The organism is Butyricicoccus porcorum, from assembly GCF_051246315.1.
Taxonomy (GTDB): domain Bacteria; phylum Bacillota; class Clostridia; order Oscillospirales; family Butyricicoccaceae; genus Butyricicoccus_A; species Butyricicoccus_A porcorum.
Genome location: NZ_CP178353.1, coordinates 2,373,943 through 2,392,618 on the forward strand (window position 1 = coordinate 2,373,943; position 18,676 = coordinate 2,392,618).

The window sequence follows — 18,676 nt, forward strand, 5'->3', positions numbered from 1 at the left end:
TTCTAGTTTTCCTCAATTGTAATCTTATTTAAAGGCCCTAATTGCCAATCCTTGTGCAAAAGGCATAACATCATAAGTCTGTGCAAAAATTCCAATTCCTTTAGTATCTCCCTGGCACCAATCAATGCTTCCTGTAATACGTGTCACTCGTTTCAAACATTCTAAACATAAATCGGCATACAGTTGGTACTCATCATTTTTTAACACATGCGCACAGCTTCGGAAAAAATACGCCATACCTGCAGTCGCAGAACTGTCATATGTACTTATTCGATGTAAGCTACTTCCAAATCCACCATCTTCTTTTTGAAATCTAAGGTAAGAATTAGCTGCTTCTGAAATCCACTGTTTCAAAGTCTTTTTATCCTTCCCATCTGGCAATTCTTGATAAGTGTCTATTAGTCCAAGTGCATACCATACCGTCCCACGCCCCCAACCATAAACGCCCAAGGGCAACTTGCTTTCACAGTCAATTGCATGATTTGGAAGTGCTGTATCTTTGTACAGTCCAAAATCATGATAGAATTCGAGTTGTCGAAAAGCTAATTTAGCATATTCCGGGCAATCATATACTCTTGCATAGAGGGCCAAAAAAGGACAAGTCAACCCCAATGTATCTACATATCGTTCCGGATTTTGGATACCACCACAATAAGAGATTAGGCCATTTTTATCTGTATTCCTCTTAATAATATTGGTAATCTCATCCATTGCAGGCTTCACATATTCATATTCTGGTTCATCTGCTACTTTTAGCACCGCATATGCAAGCATCCCAGCATCTACAGCAACAGGTTTTTTTCTCCAGTTCCCCTCAGCATTAAGATATTTCTTCGCACTTTCTCTGGCTTCGTGGGGAGCCAGAGTCATCAGCCCCAAAATCAGAGACGCATTCTGCCATGATTGAATAGTTTGACTCCTATATTTTCCCTGAATCATGTCCAATAACAAATACCGTGAATTATCTGTAATTTTTACTGTTGGCGTTTTTTTTGTCCATTTAATGGCCCGTTTGATAACAGCACGTTGCCACTCTTGCGTCGATTCCCATCGTCCAATATGAAATCGGCAATAGCGGTTAATTATAAAATAATAAAAATCTACCCCCCATAATACTAATGCACAAAATGAAATAATGCTAACGAGAATAAAAAATATAAAAGTCATCTCCGCTCCATTTCCCGAACGAGTTTTCCTGCTTCCCAACAGCGCTCAACATAAGCAGGAATAAATGTTTGTAGATGATTTCGAATTTTAGTTTCATGTGCATAAATCCAGTCAAACTCATTTGACAAATCGTCAGGAGTCTTCATCGATTGAACAGGCAACACATAGTGTTCTTCTTCACCAAAGAGTTCTCTGGCAATCCCTCTAGCTTTTATAGAATATCCCACAGCCAGCGTAGGAACACAAGTAGAATAAGCCGCAATCGTTGCATGAGTTCGCGCCCCAATAAAGATACGACACCTAGAAATATATCCTTTCAATTCTGGTGCGCGACAATCACCAATCATTACAACACGCCCTGTTCTTGCAAAGCGCCGAAACAAAACATTTAAAAGTTCTCTATCATCATTATCAGGTTCAACTACATGAGGAATCAACGCTATTTGGCAGTCTGTAATATCTACGATGTGTTGTATTAAGTGAATATAGTTTTCTTCTGTAATTCCCTGAAATGCCTCTTCTTTCATAATCAATGGACTAACATTAATTCCAATTGTATTTCCATCAGCAAAACCATCCGGCAGCGGCAATTTTACTTGATCCAACTGAAAGGCAGGATCAGGAAAAAGTACTGTATTGGGATTAACTTTCTTTAGGCACTCATAACTCAGTTGCTCCCGGGCAACAATTAGATCATAGCATGCAATGTCCCTTTCTACAGCAGAAGTCAGATACTTCGGATCGAAAGAGCACCCCCAGAGAACGGTTTTTCCTCCCTTTTGATGGATAATTTCATTGTAATATCCCAGAATATCCTGGCCAGTGTAACAGTAGTTATCGCCACCAATTGACAGATTTACGCTTCCGCACTTTACCTGAGAGAAAAATGTATCTCGAGCATACCGAATAAAGCGTTTATCATTCTTGTACAATTTAAAGTCAACTGCCGCTCTCAACCATTTGAATCCTTTAGGAGGAATATGAGCATCTTCTTTTATTGTGACAATATTGTCCAAACCATAGTAACGGTCAGATTCAATTCTAGTTGTGAACAAAGTCAGATCTGTATTCAGAATCTTTGCAGTCGAACGAACAATGGCCTCGCAGCCGTGGTTAGTACTACCGCCGTGATAATACAATAGAAACATCATTTATACCCCCTATAAATAGAGAATTCCCTTTTTAATTTTGGGGATAATATTTTTTTATTTAAAGGGTTTATTCTTTTAACTAAAATTCCCGGATGAAAATTAATACCTGTTAGCTTCGAAAAACTCCCATCTAATTTCTGTTCTCTAGGATCAATATCTGAAATATTTTCTCCCGCACCCAACACATATATAGTAGAGGCAAAGGGGAACATAGTAAAAGGCCGACCTAATTGTCTAAATTTTTCTGCAACTTCATGATCATCCCAACATATTTTATAATTTTTTATCAAGTATTCTCCTGTTTCTTTCAGGAAAAACTTTGATTCTTCAGGAAGTGCATCTGGCAATTCATCGTAATACAATTTCATTACATTGCAACTTCCACCAAAATAAGGTGACTTGATTACTATTTTTCTATTTTTACTTCTGTTCCAAACCAGCCCTTTTTTTGATCTAAATCCATTGGCATTAAGATGTGTATTCACAAATTCCGATACCCTATTACTAATTAAATCATCCGCATCAACAGGAAACACAAAAGCTCCCCCATCCTCTTCACTATAATCGGAATAATGCTTTTTTATTTCCATAGTGCATGCCATAAGTTTCATTGCTCTGTCTCTGCAATATTGAACCCACTCGTTTGGAACAGGAAAATCAACCGTGATGAATTTAAGTCGGTCATCATATTCTCTTTCCAAAGGAGGGATTTCATGACACGCAACTAAAACTCTAAAATTGGAATTTTTTTGATTGAATATGGAATTTAAAGTAGAATTAAAGTCCTTCACCACTTGCTTCCAGTTTCTAGTTGTCCTTTTACTTCTAAGCGCAATAGCAAAACACAACATACTAAATCCTTCCTAATATCCGCTTAAACTTATTTGGCACACGCTTTTTAATAAAATACAAAAATGAATACCATTTTTCTTTCAATATATACGGATTTTCTTCGTCTAGGTTCTTGCGACATGAAGACAAACTGCTATAGTAATAATAATTTTGTTCCCAGTCCAATTTGCCAAAACCAGGACGGTTTTTTAGAAGCATCTTTTCTAAGATACGATTAAACGTATCCTTCTTCATGGTGCTAGTCAATGCTCCACTATGCCAACGATACTTGTAAAGAATCTCTTCAATAGTAGTAATTGGGAACTTCATAGCAATTCGTTGCCAATAATCAAAATCTTCAACAAGAGTATAATCTGGATCATATTTTCCAATCTCTTGATAAACCTTTCGGGTATACATGAAACATGCACCAACCGGATTGTTTCCAACAATTCTTTTTAAACTAGATTCATTCACCATGTTATACTCAACTTCTCTACCATCACTATCGATAATACGGCAAGAAGCGAATACAAATTCAGCATGAGATACTTCCAACTGCTTGACCATTTTCTCTATAGCGATTGGCAAATACATATTATCATCTGAAGTCCATGTTAAATATTCTCCTTTTGCCAAGGAAAATCCACGATTCAAGTTTTTAGGAAGGCGGAGATTTTGTTCATTTTTATAATAGAAAATGCGCTGATCTTTTGCTGCATACTCTTTTGCGATTTCAGCTGTTTTGTCTGTTGATCCATCATCTACAATGATGAGCTCCCAATTTCTCCATGTTTGCGCACAAATGCTGTCAATACTTTCTCTCAAATATTTTTCACCATTATAAACTGGCAACACGATACTTACCAATGATTCCATGTGATACTCCTATTTTTTGATTATAAACCAATTTTTAAAGCATTTCTTAATCTACATGTAGCAACAAAACAAATTTTTTCTAACCTCAGCCAAATCCTATGCTTTATTTTACATTTTTTAAGCAAATCCTTGTCTATGGAACACTCTTTTACCACTCTTCGTAGGCTTATAACTGCTTCATCACGTTCCTGACCTTTCATCTCCAACAAAGAATGCTGTCCACTATAAAGACACGAAAAAAGAAGGTCCTTTTTCCCTAATTCCGCAAACTCTTTATGGTTGTTCTCCAAGTACTCCTGACGTTGGCGCTTGGCTTCAATGGCATCTAAGCGTTTAAGTGAAAAGTTTTCTCCCATAATACTGTTATCCCGTTGCATATAACAATAACCCACATAGTCTATTTTAACTATGCGCGTCACCTCACCAATAACCTGATAACTCCAGAATTCATCTTCGTGATATTTTCCTACAGCAAACGGAATATTTTTAACCATATCACGAATATACAACTTATTCCAAACAACTTGTCGAATCTCCTCTTGTATTAGTGCTCTCAAGCCATCGTCAGCTTCGTATATATGAAAATCTTGGTCACCAAATAATTCTGTTTTTCCATCTGACCATTCTTTACGAATGGAACATATAGCAATCTGGGCATTATTGTTCTGAATTGCCTGCAAAAGTCGTTGATATAACTCAACTTCGATATAATCATCACCATCAACAAAGGCGATATACTTGCCCGATGAAGCAGCCATGCCTGCATTTCGTGCATCAGACAGCCCTCCATTTTCTTTATGGATAACCGTAATCCGGTTATCCTTAACTGCCCATGCGTCACAAATCATCGGGCAGTTATCAGGAGAGCCATCATCAACTAATATCACTTCAAGATTCCTATATGTTTGATTAAGAATGCTTGAAATACATTTATCAATGTATTGTTCTATATTATAAACAGGTACTACAACACTTATTAAATCATTCATACGGTTTCACCTGAATGTAATTAGAATAACCTCTATATAGAATTTTGTACAATACTCTGCTGTGAAGCAATGTCCATAAGAGCAGCTTTCTCTTTCTATTTAGCAGGTTTCCCCATTCCTTATGAACCTGGATTTCATTCCAAACAGCATTCAAATCTTCGCGATTCTCCTTTGTTCCTGACATTAGAATCAAGTTATATACATCCAAGCAGGTGCTAATATAGGTGCGTTTGGCTTGATCTATTAATAATTCATCTGCTATTTGCACAATTTGCTTTCTCACAATAATCGGATCATAGATCATGTTTTTATTTAATGCCGTTCGCGTTGCAGATCCTTCTCTAACAACATAATGATACTTGCAAACATCTAAAAAAACAATACATCTAGCTTCTTTAAATATAAGAAAATTCATCAGGAAATCTTCATTTTGTTTCAGTGAGCAATCCATTTGCTCGCTGTCAAGTGCCGATATAATAAGTTGTTTACGATATATTTTATTCCAGAGACCGGGTTCAACTAACGTACCCTCTAACAGTGTTGCAAGGGCTTCATGTGAATTCTGAATCAGTAGAACACCTGTATTATAAAAATAGTGTGTACGACCATCCGAAAAATTCATTTGATAACCACAGTGTGAGATATCCGCATCATATTCTTCTGCATTTTTGATAAGAATTTCATACATATCGGGTTCAAGAAAGTCATCTGCATCAACAAAACCAATCCATTCGCCCATTGCATTATCGATTCCTTTTAATCGAGCATGAGTAACACCTTGATTTACCGAATGAATAACTCTAATTTGATTGGGATACTTTTCTTGATATTTATCTGCAATCTTTGGCGTCATATCTGTTGACCCATCATCAACAATAATAATTTCAAAATCTCGATATGATTGCAATAAAATACTGTCTATTGTTTTTGGGAGTGTCAGCTCTACATTGTACGCAGGTACAATTATACTTATCATTCTCAAGACTCACTTCTTTCTTGCGTATTGTTGCTGATTCTATTTGTAAATCTTATTTTTCAATCTAAAAAATAGATTTATCAAATTAAGCCTTCGAGTTTTCACATCTATAACTTCGAACTTATCTGTTGCTGTATATGTATGCATTCCTTGGAGAAAAATATGGCGATCAAATTTCAAATCTTGTGGAGAAATATGTATATTTTTCAATTCATGGTGACAGTGGTTGTCATATTTGCGAAAAAACAAAGCTGCTCCATAGTCATCAACACAATCTTGACATACCCGAATCATTCCATCTGGTAGTTCAAAAAACCGTCCACCATTTCTATATGTTTCTATTTTTTCTGTAGGCAACTTCTGAATATCGTAAATATCAAAATTCTGATCAAGTTCAAACCTTAAATTTCCTCTTTCTCCATCCAACGACTGTGTGAATCCTATAAAAATATCTCTCTGTTTAAACAAAGTCGTATCAACCCAATGAACGCCATCTTTTATAACCTTATACAATTCCCACTTATATGGAAATTGAACAGCTTTATATAATCTTAGTTGACCAACTTCACTAGTTTCTGGTAGCATATAAATACAATTTTCTCTTTCAAATACCAACGGATATGACAGATGAAACGGTTCAACAATGATTTGTTTCCAAGCGCCAAACTGTATGCCATCAAAAAGTGCAACACCTAATGTTCCTCTACAAAGTTTATAGTCATACAACTCTGCAAAAAGGTATGTCTCTCCATTGTATTCGTATACCATCGTATCTGCAGCCCAAAATCGCGATGAGTTTTTGATAATGTGAAATGGTGTGTCATGATCCTCTAAAATTGTGCCTATTGATTTTTTCCTATAGGCAGCATTCCAACTTTCTGCAAAGAGTGGGGTATTTTGAATTTTCATTTTTATTTTCCTCATATATTAATCTCAGTTATCCCACAAATCACATGGAAATGCCTGAAGAATGCTATGCTGCATTAATTTCATTATCTTGTCATCCGGTTTCTCAATATGTAAGCTTAACGCCTCTTTGAGTGTGGAAACTGTCAAAAAACTATTTCGTTGTGTAGATTCATAGTAATCTTGATACTTGAACATATTTTCAGTGATAGAAGGTTTTAACAGTACCGCTGGCCGTCCATATGCTTCGGCCAGTATAATTCCATGTAAGCTTGAACTAACTACAACTTCTGCTGATACTATCATATCAATAAAATTCTCATAACTATTGCTGAATGTAGACAAAACATTATCTTGATCTTTGTATTTATAAAACTCATTAAAATGTGGTATGATAACATATTCTCTATTCGGGTATGATATCCTTGGCTGATAAAATAACGGCATTAAAATTGCGGGATCTCCATATATGGCAGGACATTTAATTCCGATTGTATCAAAAATCTTCTTGGTTGCAGGTCCTCGCACTGCCCGAACATCTGTAGAATGCCACACTCTATGAATTGTTTTGTATATTCCAAAAGATTTAGATTTAGTAGGATCATTAAGAAATCCAGATCCCCAAATAGTTGCATCCTGATAGCCTAATAAAATTGATCCTATTGCATACAGATGCTTGGTTTTTGTCAAATATTTGTCATAATTAATTCCATAATAGTCAGCTGTATCTCTAACGACAACCTCAGACAAGCAATCTCCAACATTTTGAATGGATCTTCCTGGCTCAGTCCATGTATTCAAATTTACCTTGTTCCTTTCAGCGCGTATAATCTTATTATCAACATCACGTTTTACAGCTGAATTTCTAAGGAACATATATCGTACTCTTTCAAATCTCATAACACGCTCCTCATTCCTAAAATTTAAGAATATTGCAGTCACGCCAACTTTGGGGAGCTCAAACAGAATTTTAGTCTCCACCAAAAGGAAGTAACAATTATATATACATGAAAGAACATGAGACTAAAATCTTGATAAATGACAAATCGATTTTGCAAGCACTGTAATACATCAATTGGAATACCCAATTTCTTACACACTCTACCGCTGATATGAGTTCAAAAGTTAGTTTTGTTTACAATAACTAGCTACCGTCAACTCTTCAATATTAAAGCACTCGATTCAGTTCAATCCAAATTTTTCTGCTGCAACAATTTTATTATCAACACCATGCTTGACAAAACCATTTTCTCATATCATATCTTGTATACGCTTAAATCGCACTATATTTCTTCCCGCTAATAGAGATTCAAAGAATTCCTGTGTTGATTTCACCGTGTTTTCAGTACGGAAAACATTTCCTCGAATGCGTGATTGTTCTCGATAGTAAGCAAGCATTTCAGGTCTCTCAATTAGTTCTTTAATCCCGTTATATAGTGCTTCCTCATTATTTTCTACAATGATTCCATATTCGTTATTTTCACCTAACATCTCTGCCATTCCAGACACATCTGTGGTCAAAACAGGAATCCCAAGTAATAATGCCTCTGTTGCGGCCGTCGAAAAGCCCTCTGTATGACTCGCGCAAACATATAAATCACATCTCGAAATATATTGATACGGATTTGTCTGATACCCCAAAAATGTAACACTATCTTGTATCCCGTTTTTCTTACACCAAAGGCTTAGTGCTTCTTGTTGATGTCCACTTCCAAGTGCATAAAACCGAACCTTGTATCCATTATCAATCAGCCGTTTTTGAATTCGAATCATTCGATCAAACCCTTTATTGGGAACAATTTTTCCAACACCGCACCAATAAAATACCCCGTCTTCCCGAGCAATTAAATTAGGATTTTGCATTGCCTTGTTTCGAATTTTAGCACTTTCATTTGTATTATATAATACCTCAGTCCGACAAGAAACAGGACATATATTAAGAAACGAAGTTTTCACTTCATTTGATACAAATACCACAGCATCTGACCGTTGATAGCACTTCTTGGCTTCTGCAAAACTTCGAAAAGAAGCTGCCAGTTCATTCTCTGAATGCATAGTGCAGTGAATCCATGAAACAACTCTTGTCTCACTTTTCGGGCATCCGCTCACAATTCGCGCAGAAGGGCCTTCTAAAAAAGACACAATAATATCATAATTGTCTCTTATAAGTAAAGCATAAAGTTTCTTCGGAGAAAACAACTTCATAACATAGCTATTACCCGGAAATGACTTCTGGAACACTGTTTTAAAACGAATATGAGGCTTCAGAAATTGCTCATTCACACCTCCGCCAAAGAGTGCCATTACCGTAATATCAAATCGCCGCGGCTCCATATTGTTAACTAGATTCACTAAAACTTTTTCCGCTCCTCCATGTCCCAAGTCATGGATTAAAAATAAAATTTTTATCATTCGACTTACCTTTTACTTATCAGATGGTAACACCAGCAATGGGTATTTCTTTTGCATTCTTAAGCTATTAATTAGGGGGATTTTTAGAATCAGTCTAAATGCATATTCAGCCATTCCAATTATATTGTACTTTAACTTGAATATCTGAGGATGTTTCAATAATAAATAATGATTTTTATACTGCTTAGCAGAAACATCCTCAGGCTTCATCTGTTCAAACAAATAATAGTACGGATGTTCTTGAAATACTGTCATAATATCTTCGTGTTTTCCATATGTTTTATAGTGGTCTGCTGCCATATCCATAAAATAGATACCTGCTAAAATGTGCCCTGCGCGAAGATGCTTGTGTGAGATGCCTTCCCAACTATTTATAAACTCATCAGACTTAATCCATCCGTCAATAATCGGAATATAGTATGTTATGCGCGAAATTGAACGTGCTTTATCCATGGCAGAATCAAGGCTATTGCGGTAAATATGCAACAATTGCGGCATAAACTGTACCTTTTCTGATAGAAAAACGCATTGCATCTGAAATATTTTATCCTCGCTATATTTAAGCCCATTAAAAAAGCGAATATCCCATTTCAAAAAAAGTCGAATTGAATAGAAATTCGCACAAAAGTGGCACTCCATTTGCCAAATCACCTGTGAATCTCCATTACATTGTCTTTTGGTATATGTTTTCGGTACCGAAAAGCGATTGACATATTGATCGCATCCCACACCCCCAAACGCATATACATCAATCTTATTATCACTCAGAAGCATTTTCTTAATATTTGTCGTTATCGTATTCGGAATCCACAAATCATCTGCATCTAAGAATGCAATATATCCTTCGGGATTATCAGCATTGTGTGCCAGAACATATTCAATTCCAGCATTTCTGGCAGCAGATACACCTCTGTTTTCTTGATGGATTACAGCTACACAGCTCTCGTGCATAGCGATTTGATCACACAATGTACTTGGAATCATCCGTGGAACCATCATCCACCAGTATGATATCAATTCCCTTATACGGCTGATCCAAAACAGAATTTACGGCATCGTACAAATACTTCTGTGCGTTATACACTGGAATAATTACGTTAATTAATGCCATACTCCGTTTCTCCTTCTAACATCATCTTCAAAATATATTATCAAATTTCCAGTTTCCGCTTTTTAGTCTGTATTTCAAACTCTTCCACTTTACCTTGAAATACTGAATATTCACAATTCCTTTATATCGGCTGTTTCTAATAAGTTGTTTAACATCCGCTTTTCCATCCACAAGTCGATTTGGCACAATATAAAAGCAATCCGCATTTTTATCAGTACGACAGTCTTTCATCTGCCGCTTTTGCAAATGAACATATGGAAATTCCCGTTGCTGAAGGACGTTGTTCTCCATATAAATCTGCGTTAACTGCCCATTATTCCAAAGAAAAACAGAATTTTTTATTGTGCTCTGAATATAACATCTATTCTGCACATCCAAATCAAACAGTTGGAAAGTTGTCCGATAGGCATTAACATCCGCACCTATACTGTCCAACATCACCGGGCGACCACTTTCCAAGTATATCTCGTTGATATTATCTGGCAACCACTCATCAAAAGCGCATCCTCTCTCAGTGGTAAAAACCTCTCTATAGCGCGGGCGTCCATTTAAATCCGACAAAAACATTAGATTATTTCCTGATGTATTACGATATAAAGTCAAGTGGCCTAGAGAACCGATTTTGTCGTATTTCTTCAGCATTTCTTCGGTAATAAAAGCTCCCAGATTGCCAAAAATCTGATCTAAATCACAATATCCCCACCAGTCAAAACCAGCTAGATACGCTTGAAATATATAACCGTACGCACACTTGTAATCACACAATTTCTGCGGTGATGATAAGGACACCACGAAATCAAAATGATCCTGCACAATAGCCCTACACTCCTCAAATGTCATCGTAATAGGATGCACATTCGTAGGATACTTATAATTTGTACTATCGTTAGTAAAAATAATCCAGTCAAATCCAGAATTATAGCTACACGAATCTAAGAATACCTGAAAATAATTCGGCAGCTTACCGAAATATGGAACGATAATTGCTACTTTCATCTTTTTGTTTTCTTCCTTATCCATGTATAGAGTAAAGCCCCAGCAGGAGTCGCAGCAAGTGTCACAACTTTATTTGTGGATTCCGAAATGAATCTTTTATTACCCGCAATCATACTTTCTGCTACATAATGAATTGCTGCCTCGACACGCAACTTTAAAGTTGGAGCGTACTTCATAACAAACTTTCGTTCGTCACAAAATCCCTTAGGATTCTTAATATATTGAAAATACATATTTTTTGAACTTCCGTCATCCATGTATTCTACAACACAAACAGGCTTATTCATAATAAGTATAGTATAATCTCTTTCAATCAAATGCTGCTTATAATATAAACTATAGTACTTTTCTCCTTCAAAAACCGGAATAGGTGGGTATTTTTTAATTATATTTGTAACCCCTATAAATTTTTTATCGCCTTGATTAGCATGACATTTTTTTACACCATTTCTATCATAAAAAATTGTCTTATATCCCCAACCATGAAATTCTGTCAAGTCTTTTGGGAAAGCGCAACCAACAATCGTACCATCTTTATACTGGTCAAGTGCATATATACCGCCAACACCTACTCTTTTGTTTGAGTCCCAAAACTCCAAAATATCTTCAATAGCCGTGTCTGTTAGATAATCATCTGAATCAATATTCATTGCCAATTCTGTTTCAATTATATCATAAGCTGTGTTGTAAGCAGTATGCATACCACCATTTTCCTTATATATATATCGAATTGTAAAACCATGATCTTCACTCATCCACTGTCGTACTAATTTCTCAGTTTCGTCAATGGAGCCATCATCAACAATTAACCAATCAAAGTCTTGGCACGACTGTCTTTTCATGCTTTCATAACACTGATGAAGGCAGTATGCGCGATTATATGTTGGTGTAAACACTGTAATGCGGTTCATCTCTATCACCTCCAGCTCTATTAATGCTGTATCCGCCCCTTTGCTCTTAATAGTTCTACAGTACTATTGATTCCAATCAACGAAGAGGTAAAGCGTAATGCCGTAACTTTTTTGTTGTTTGAATACTGAATATAAGTTAGTAATGGATTGACCAACTCAGTCATTTTGCGTCGTTGAACTCTATTGTCTAACTGCGCCAAGGTAAATAAGAGCGTTCCAACTTGATAACCAATATAAGGCCACAGTAAAGTATTTTTATTAGATTTGCTCTTACTTTGATTTAGAATATCAATTGACTTTTTTATATTTGCAATCAGGCACTCAACCTTACTCACTGTAACAGTTTTAGATACTGATGAACTTTGTTGTAAATAAGCAACAACATCAAGTGGGATGTAATCAAAGTTATTAGCCAAGAGCGCAAGTCTAACACACCAGTCAATATCTTCTGAAGTTACGCCCTCAGAAAAATTTAATTGATTGTCAAAAAAGAATTGACGCTTAATCACCTTATTCCAGGAGCACGAAACCCATAGATCATGAGAAACTATATATTTCAATGAATCGATTCCTAATAATCCTTTAGGCATTGGAACACATTCCGAAAAATATGGTTTGCTCATATTAGTTCCGTAGTTTTTTCGGTAATTGAAACTTAAAACATCTGGCGTTGTCTTAGATAATCTTTTCCATATTATGTCAAGAGCATCTAAATGCAACCAATAATCATCGGAATCCAAGAAAATAATATACTCTCCTTCTGCAGCTGTAATTCCATTATTTCTTGCAGCAGAAGCTCCTTGGTTTTCTTGCCGTAAGATCTTTACACGCTTGTCATTCTTTGCTATAGCATTGCAGAGAGAACAACTATCATCTTTTGAACCATCATCTACAAGAATTAACTCTAAATCTGTGAACGTTTGATAAAGAATACTATTTATGCATTTGTCTACATATTGCTCCGCATTATATACAGGCACTACTATACTGAAAATTGGCATATATATCTCCTGATTTATTAAATACTGCTCTATTATCAACCCAAAATGAGGAATCAAATTCAAAGTGATTTTCACAAGCAACCAGTACATATTACGAATATGTCAACGCTTCATACTTAATCTGTTTGCTCAAAATGTACCCCATGTTATAACAGTCTGATAATAGAAGAAAATAATATAACATATAATTGTTGCTACATAGATCATTTCTGCTGTATGCTTTCTAAAAAGATGCCGAATTTCCCATGGAAGAAGAATATAGGAATACAGACTACAATAAATCGGTAGTCTGCCAATAAAAATGCCTGATGTTACAATCGAAAGCGCACCAATTACAGTCGAGATAATGCTGGCGTTAACACACATATTAATAACCGCATTATTATCTTGCTTAATCTTCCTGTAACCAATCAAAGACAATAACATCGGAATCGAGTATACCAGTATACGAAGAGGATTTGTACCATCATCTCCCCACGTCTCCCAGTCACTTACCACATTTTTATATTGTGTATCAGAAAGTAATATATCTAAAATATTAGTAAATTGATCTACAAATATTAGTGCCCCAATACCAATAAGAACACATAAAACAGTCTTCTTATTCCATGCCTTTCCTTGTATAATAAAAACCACTGGAAGCATTAATAAAGCAGAACCGTGTATTGTTGAAGCAAGCAAAATGACAACAATCAATAGCAAATACTTTCTCTTGAGTATCAATCCAGTAGCCGCAAATATAATAGTAACAGCAGTAAACTGCCGAATCCCATTAAATACCCAAGAAAGGTAATCTGTAGATGCAATAAACAAAAAAATACTCAACCAATAATCAGAAGAATATTTACGAAAAATAACTGAAATACATAAAATTTGAACAGCTGCAAGAACCAAGAAAAACAGCACATCCGAATTTCCTAAAGTAGCTTTTATCAATACAACAAGAGCAGAAAAGCCCTTGTCCTTTGTTATTTCATCTAAATAAATAGGTAACTGTTCTAATGTTGCAGGAGCGTTCTTAAAAACCTCGCGGTACGCATAAGTATCTCCAATATCATTACGATAGCCAGCCCAAATGATATATGGCACAACCATAATAATGGCTGGCAACATCCGCCACCGGGTTTCAACCTGTCCGCCGACCAATTCCCTCTTTCTTGAAGAAAAGACCTTCAGAAAAAGGCCGCCGGTAAACATCCATATTAACAACCACCAATAATTTGTCAGTGTCACAAACATCCCACTTCCTCGATCAGCAGTTTCCAAGAATAAACTGCTAAAATTTATATACTAATGTGAATTATCATCACATTTTACCTTTAACTCTGTCAGTTCTTCTATTGATTATAGCACTTAATATCCTCTTTGCCAAACCTTTTCTAGCAATAATGTCGATTTTTTCAATATATTTCTGCAATTTATACTCTTTTTAACAACTTTTATGCAAATACCCGAATGTTTTGACATTATTCCCGAAAAATATTTGCAAAAAAAGACAACCGACTAATGTCCGCTGTCTTCGAGTATTCTCATCATCTGTTCCTTCAGTTCCTCCGGTAATTCAGACAGCTTTTTATTCTCAAGCGCGTTTTTAACATCTTCTGTTACCTCCGGCTCCAGATAAAAGCGGTGATAAATGTAACACTTATGACTACAATACTTTCGATTTCTGTTTCCATACGAAGTAAACTTTTTCCCACATTGCCTGCAAGTGATTATGTAGGTTGCTTCTGGTGAGTGGTATAATTCTTCCGGATGTTCCCGCCACCATGCTCTCCGGCATGGATCACAGCAAAAGTATCGTCTTCGTCCTGTCCTGTTCTGCACCAATGGTTTTCCGCACTGGCGGCAGACCATTTCTCTCGGCATCTGTTTCTTTTCCATACATATCGACCTCATTTCGGGTTGTTTTGACACCCCTATATAAACTCTGGTCAGGATCAATGTCAAGTTAATTTGTTCTGGATTGTTGTATGGAAACGCTATATAATTTTACTCACAAAATCGTCCCTGTTTTTTCATACAGTTGCCCGCTTGTCGATAATTTTGAATCACTCCGTTTCCCCCTGTGTTGCGCAATTCAGTATAGCCATTTTATGTATGGGCACGTCGAGACGGTAGCGTTGATGTCTCGCATCGAGGAATAAAGTGCGGAAAACTGCCTATTTCCGGTATTTTCACATACTTTTGAGGACTGATAGCAATACCACTCACCAATCGGTCGCAGTATATGGAAACATATCTATGCGCCCTCTAACATAACGAAAGAATTGAGTGTTCGGAATAGATGTCGGGTTTGACAACAATTCCGCAGTCACAACTGTTTTGTAGATTGAGTATGTGGAATGGATAACACAAAACATTGATATTCTATACGGTGTTTACACAAACTGGGGGGATTCTCCCCTTGCACTTGAAACGCTGGCGCGGAATTGCCACTCGATACGCCAAAAATACGGCTTCATTCCTTGCTGCTGTTCAAATTCGGTGCATCGCTATTTGGTGCACCATTTTGGCATGATCTCGTGTAGACACTATTTAATGTATATTGGTAATACGTTGCATACATCGCAAACAGCGTCACGATGACATATATGATCGTACTCTTTAACAGCGTACTCTTCATGGTGATTCCCTCCAGCTTTCCGTTCTCTTCTATGTACATTAGACAACAGCGGCAACCGTTTGTCATCCCGTTTTTCGGCCTATCTTTGTTAAATGGACAAATTTATGCGATATTAGGGAATGATTCGCAGGTGCGTAGCACGCAGTCCCACACCTACAAAAAAAGACGTGAGAGGACAAGTCTCACGTCTCTTATAGGGTAGTACGATTATTGCCTCCGCGGGGGAGGTTCTGAGGTGTTTTTCCGGTACACGCCGAACAACGTGCACCGGAAATGGAATAGGGGAAGTTTAAGAATTTGTCCAATTCATTCTGCCGTAACGCTTGGTGACTGTCAGTATGTGCTCCTTTAACTCGTCCGAAAGGGCATCCGCTGTGACGCGCCAACGCCAATTCTTGCCCAGTGTAGACGGCTGATTCATGCGGCTTCGATTGTTTAAGCCGAGATAATCCTGCAGCGGGATCATGCATGTCTTTGCATTGCTGCGCATGACCAGTGCGATCAGCGAATGATGCAGCTGCTTTTTCGGGGTGCGGTAATCACACAGATAGTCGCGCACCATGTCGCGCTCCTCCGGCAGGATGCTGTCCAGCCAGCCGTTGATCGTTTCATTGTCATGTGTGCCGGTATACGCAATGCTATTCTCCGGATAGTTATGCGGCAGATAATCGTTCGCCGATCCGGTATCGCGGGAGTCAAATGCAAATTCCAGTACCTTCATGCCCGGGAAACCGCTCTCGCGCACGAGCTGACGCACCGAATCTGTGACATAGCCCAGATCCTCTGCAATGACCTCGTGCCATCCCAGCTTCCGCTCCACGGTGCGGAACAGATCTATGCCCGGACCTTTGCTCCACCAACCGTTAATGGCATTGTCTGAGCCGTATGGGATCGAATAATATTCGTCAAAGCCGCGGAAATGGTCGATGCGCACCACATCGTACAGACGGAAACAATGCCACAGGCGAGTGACCCACCATTCATAGCCCGTCTGCGCATGGTACTCCCAACGATACAACGGATTGCCCCAAAGCTGTCCCGTCGCCGAAAAACCGTCCGGCGGACAGCCTGCAACTGCGGTCGGAACATTGTTCTCGTCCAACTGGAACAGCTCCGGATGTGCCCAGGTATCCGCACTGTCCATCGCCACATAGATCGGAATGTCGCCGATCAACTGAATTCCGTTTTGATTCGCATAGGCACGCAATGCCTCATACTGACGGAAAAATTTATACTGCAAATACTGATGAAATTCAATGTCAAAATACAGCTCTCTGCGGTAATAATCCATCGCAGGCGGGTAACGCAGACGAATATCCTGCGCCCATTCCGTCCATGGCTTGCCCTCAAAGCGATCCTTTACTGCCATGAACAGTGCATAGTCCGAAAGCCACCATTCGTTCTCACGCACAAAGTTCTGATAATCCTCGTTCCTGCTGATGTCACTGCGCTCATATGCCTTGCGCAGCAACGGATAACGGTTTTCATACAGCTTTTTATAATCAATGTCATGCGGCTTTTTGCCAAAATCTGCTGCATCACATTCCTCGCGCGTCAGGACACCCTCGTCAATCAATGCGTCCAGACTGATGAAATACGGGTTGCCTGCAAAGGTCGAGAACGACTGGTACGGGGAATCTCCATAGCTCGTCGGTCCAACCGGAAGGATCTGCCAATAGGTCTGTCCCGCCTCCTTCAGCCAGTCGACAAAATGATAGGCTGCCTCATCAAAACAGCCGATGCCATATTTCGACGGCAGACTGCTCACTGCTAACAATATTCCTGCTGCTCTGTTCATGCTGCGTTACACTCCTTTTCTTATCTCTGCGGTTTTCCAGTCCTTAGCTGCGTTTTCCCAGCACTTACTTTTTTAACGTGATCATTACACCAAAATGATCCGAGATCTTATCCTCTCCGCTGAATACAACCTCCGATTTTGCAATCGGTACCTTGCGGCTGCTCCATATCTGGTCGATCCGCATTCCGTTGCCGCACAATGCCGGATTCTCTAACTGATTGCGCCAGCCGTCGATTGCCTCCTGTACCGTGATCCCGCTGTCCTTTTCCTCCGCTAACAAATACGTATCATACCAGCCCGATTGCTGCACCAGCTCATAGCCCTGGCGCGGCAGCTCTGCCGGATTATTGAAGTCGCCCATCAGCCACACCGTCTCCGCGTGACGCAGCGTCTGCTGCGCTGCCTCCCACTGCTGCTGAAATGGATCGTCCTCATCGTTCCACCAGCCCATGTGCACCGTATAATACCATTCGTTCGCAATCTTTGCACCTAATATCGTTCGAGATTTCCAATTCTCATAGTCCGTGATCCGGCTGATATATCGGTAATGCGGATGCTCTAACTCATGACTCAGACTGACAATTGCCACGCCTTCATCATATTTCCCATATCCGATTTTTGCGGATACCCACGTCCAACTGCACGAGATTCCTACGTTCTGCAGTCGCAGCGCAACCTGTAATGCATGATTATCCGCACGAACCGGCACTGCAGCATTCGGACACGGACAATATCCCGCAAGCTCTTCTGCAATCGGTGCGTCTATCGACTGGTTTACCTCCTGCATCGCGATGATGTCCGGCTGCTCCTTGAGGATGAATGCAACAAATTGAATCAGTTTGTGCTCATAATCCTGCTCGACAAGGCTATGTGTGTTGATCGTCAGTATTTTCATACGCACCTCTCCTTAAATGCTCTGCAA

17 protein-coding genes and 1 pseudogene are annotated in these 18,676 nt (G+C 38.5%); 1 reads left to right on the top strand and 17 read right to left on the bottom strand.

What is annotated here, in order from left to right:
• Positions 1-24: 24 nt before the first annotated feature.
• The 15 genes from ACLM7Z_RS11755 to ACLM7Z_RS11825 all read right to left on the bottom strand — a co-directional run bounded on the left by ACLM7Z_RS11755 (position 25) and on the right by ACLM7Z_RS11825 (position 14,563).
• Positions 25-1,167: a glycoside hydrolase family 88 protein gene (locus ACLM7Z_RS11755; RefSeq protein ID WP_435645148.1), complete on the bottom strand. Its 1,143-nt coding sequence runs from the start codon at positions 1,165-1,167 to the stop codon at positions 25-27.
• On the bottom strand, positions 1,164-2,318 hold the full coding sequence (locus tag ACLM7Z_RS11760) for a polysaccharide pyruvyl transferase family protein (protein ID WP_435645149.1): 1,155 nt from the start codon (positions 2,316-2,318) through the stop codon (positions 1,164-1,166). Before ACLM7Z_RS11760 ends, ACLM7Z_RS11755 begins: the two co-directional genes overlap by 4 nt.
• Complete coding sequence (locus ACLM7Z_RS11765; RefSeq protein WP_435645150.1) at positions 2,315-3,169, bottom strand: hypothetical protein; 855 nt, start codon at positions 3,167-3,169, stop codon at positions 2,315-2,317. The genes ACLM7Z_RS11760 and ACLM7Z_RS11765 overlap by 4 nt, the downstream gene beginning before the upstream one ends.
• Position 3,170: 1 nt before the next feature.
• A complete protein-coding gene (locus ACLM7Z_RS11770; RefSeq protein ID WP_435645151.1) occupies positions 3,171-4,028 on the bottom strand; it encodes a glycosyltransferase family 2 protein in 858 nt (285 codons plus the stop codon).
• Between the two features lie 20 nt (positions 4,029-4,048).
• Positions 4,049-5,017 (bottom strand): glycosyltransferase family 2 protein, encoded by a 969-nt coding sequence (locus ACLM7Z_RS11775; RefSeq protein ID WP_435645152.1) that lies wholly within the window; start codon positions 5,015-5,017, stop codon positions 4,049-4,051.
• Positions 5,010-5,993 (bottom strand): glycosyltransferase family 2 protein, encoded by a 984-nt coding sequence (locus ACLM7Z_RS11780; RefSeq protein ID WP_435645153.1) that lies wholly within the window; start codon positions 5,991-5,993, stop codon positions 5,010-5,012. The genes ACLM7Z_RS11775 and ACLM7Z_RS11780 overlap by 8 nt, the downstream gene beginning before the upstream one ends.
• Positions 5,994-6,032: 39 nt before the next feature.
• Positions 6,033-6,902, bottom strand: coding sequence for a glucosamine inositolphosphorylceramide transferase family protein (locus ACLM7Z_RS11785; RefSeq protein ID WP_435645154.1), 870 nt, complete (start codon positions 6,900-6,902; stop codon positions 6,033-6,035).
• A gap of 24 nt (positions 6,903-6,926) precedes the next feature.
• Positions 6,927-7,799 (bottom strand): polysaccharide pyruvyl transferase family protein, encoded by an 873-nt coding sequence (locus tag ACLM7Z_RS11790; RefSeq protein WP_435645155.1) that lies wholly within the window; start codon positions 7,797-7,799, stop codon positions 6,927-6,929.
• A 351-nt stretch (positions 7,800-8,150) separates the two neighbouring features.
• Entirely contained in the window at positions 8,151-9,311 is a 1,161-nt protein-coding gene (locus ACLM7Z_RS11795; protein ID WP_435645156.1) for a glycosyltransferase, read from the bottom strand.
• A gap of 12 nt (positions 9,312-9,323) precedes the next feature.
• On the bottom strand, positions 9,324-10,295 hold the full coding sequence (locus tag ACLM7Z_RS11800; RefSeq protein WP_435645157.1) for a glycosyltransferase family A protein: 972 nt from the start codon (positions 10,293-10,295) through the stop codon (positions 9,324-9,326).
• Entirely contained in the window at positions 10,273-10,422 is a 150-nt protein-coding gene (locus ACLM7Z_RS11805; protein ID WP_435645158.1) for a glycosyltransferase, read from the bottom strand. Before ACLM7Z_RS11805 ends, ACLM7Z_RS11800 begins: the two co-directional genes overlap by 23 nt.
• A 27-nt stretch (positions 10,423-10,449) precedes the next feature.
• On the bottom strand, positions 10,450-11,442 hold the full coding sequence (locus ACLM7Z_RS11810; RefSeq protein ID WP_435645159.1) for a DUF6625 family protein: 993 nt from the start codon (positions 11,440-11,442) through the stop codon (positions 10,450-10,452).
• Positions 11,415-12,329, bottom strand: a complete 915-nt coding sequence (locus tag ACLM7Z_RS11815) for a glycosyltransferase family 2 protein (RefSeq protein ID WP_435645160.1) — start codon at positions 12,327-12,329, stop codon at positions 11,415-11,417. The genes ACLM7Z_RS11810 and ACLM7Z_RS11815 overlap by 28 nt, the downstream gene beginning before the upstream one ends.
• Before the next feature lie 20 nt (positions 12,330-12,349).
• A complete protein-coding gene (locus tag ACLM7Z_RS11820; protein WP_435645161.1) occupies positions 12,350-13,330 on the bottom strand; it encodes a glycosyltransferase family 2 protein in 981 nt (326 codons plus the stop codon).
• Between the two features lie 129 nt (positions 13,331-13,459).
• Positions 13,460-14,563 (bottom strand): EpsG family protein, encoded by a 1,104-nt coding sequence (locus ACLM7Z_RS11825; RefSeq protein ID WP_435645162.1) that lies wholly within the window; start codon positions 14,561-14,563, stop codon positions 13,460-13,462.
• A gap of 1,174 nt (positions 14,564-15,737) precedes the next feature.
• Between ACLM7Z_RS11825 and ACLM7Z_RS11830 the strand changes: the two are divergent.
• A pseudogene (locus ACLM7Z_RS11830) lies at positions 15,738-15,851 on the top strand (IS5/IS1182 family transposase); the annotation flags it as partial.
• A gap of 394 nt (positions 15,852-16,245) precedes the next feature.
• On the opposite strand, the gene malQ reads toward ACLM7Z_RS11830, so the two are convergent.
• Both malQ and ACLM7Z_RS11840 read right to left on the bottom strand, forming a co-directional pair.
• Entirely contained in the window at positions 16,246-17,754 is a 1,509-nt protein-coding gene (gene malQ / locus ACLM7Z_RS11835; RefSeq protein ID WP_087021997.1) for a 4-alpha-glucanotransferase, read from the bottom strand.
• A gap of 64 nt (positions 17,755-17,818) precedes the next feature.
• On the bottom strand, positions 17,819-18,649 hold the full coding sequence (locus ACLM7Z_RS11840; RefSeq protein WP_087022000.1) for an endonuclease/exonuclease/phosphatase family protein: 831 nt from the start codon (positions 18,647-18,649) through the stop codon (positions 17,819-17,821).
• Positions 18,650-18,676 lie beyond the last annotated feature (27 nt).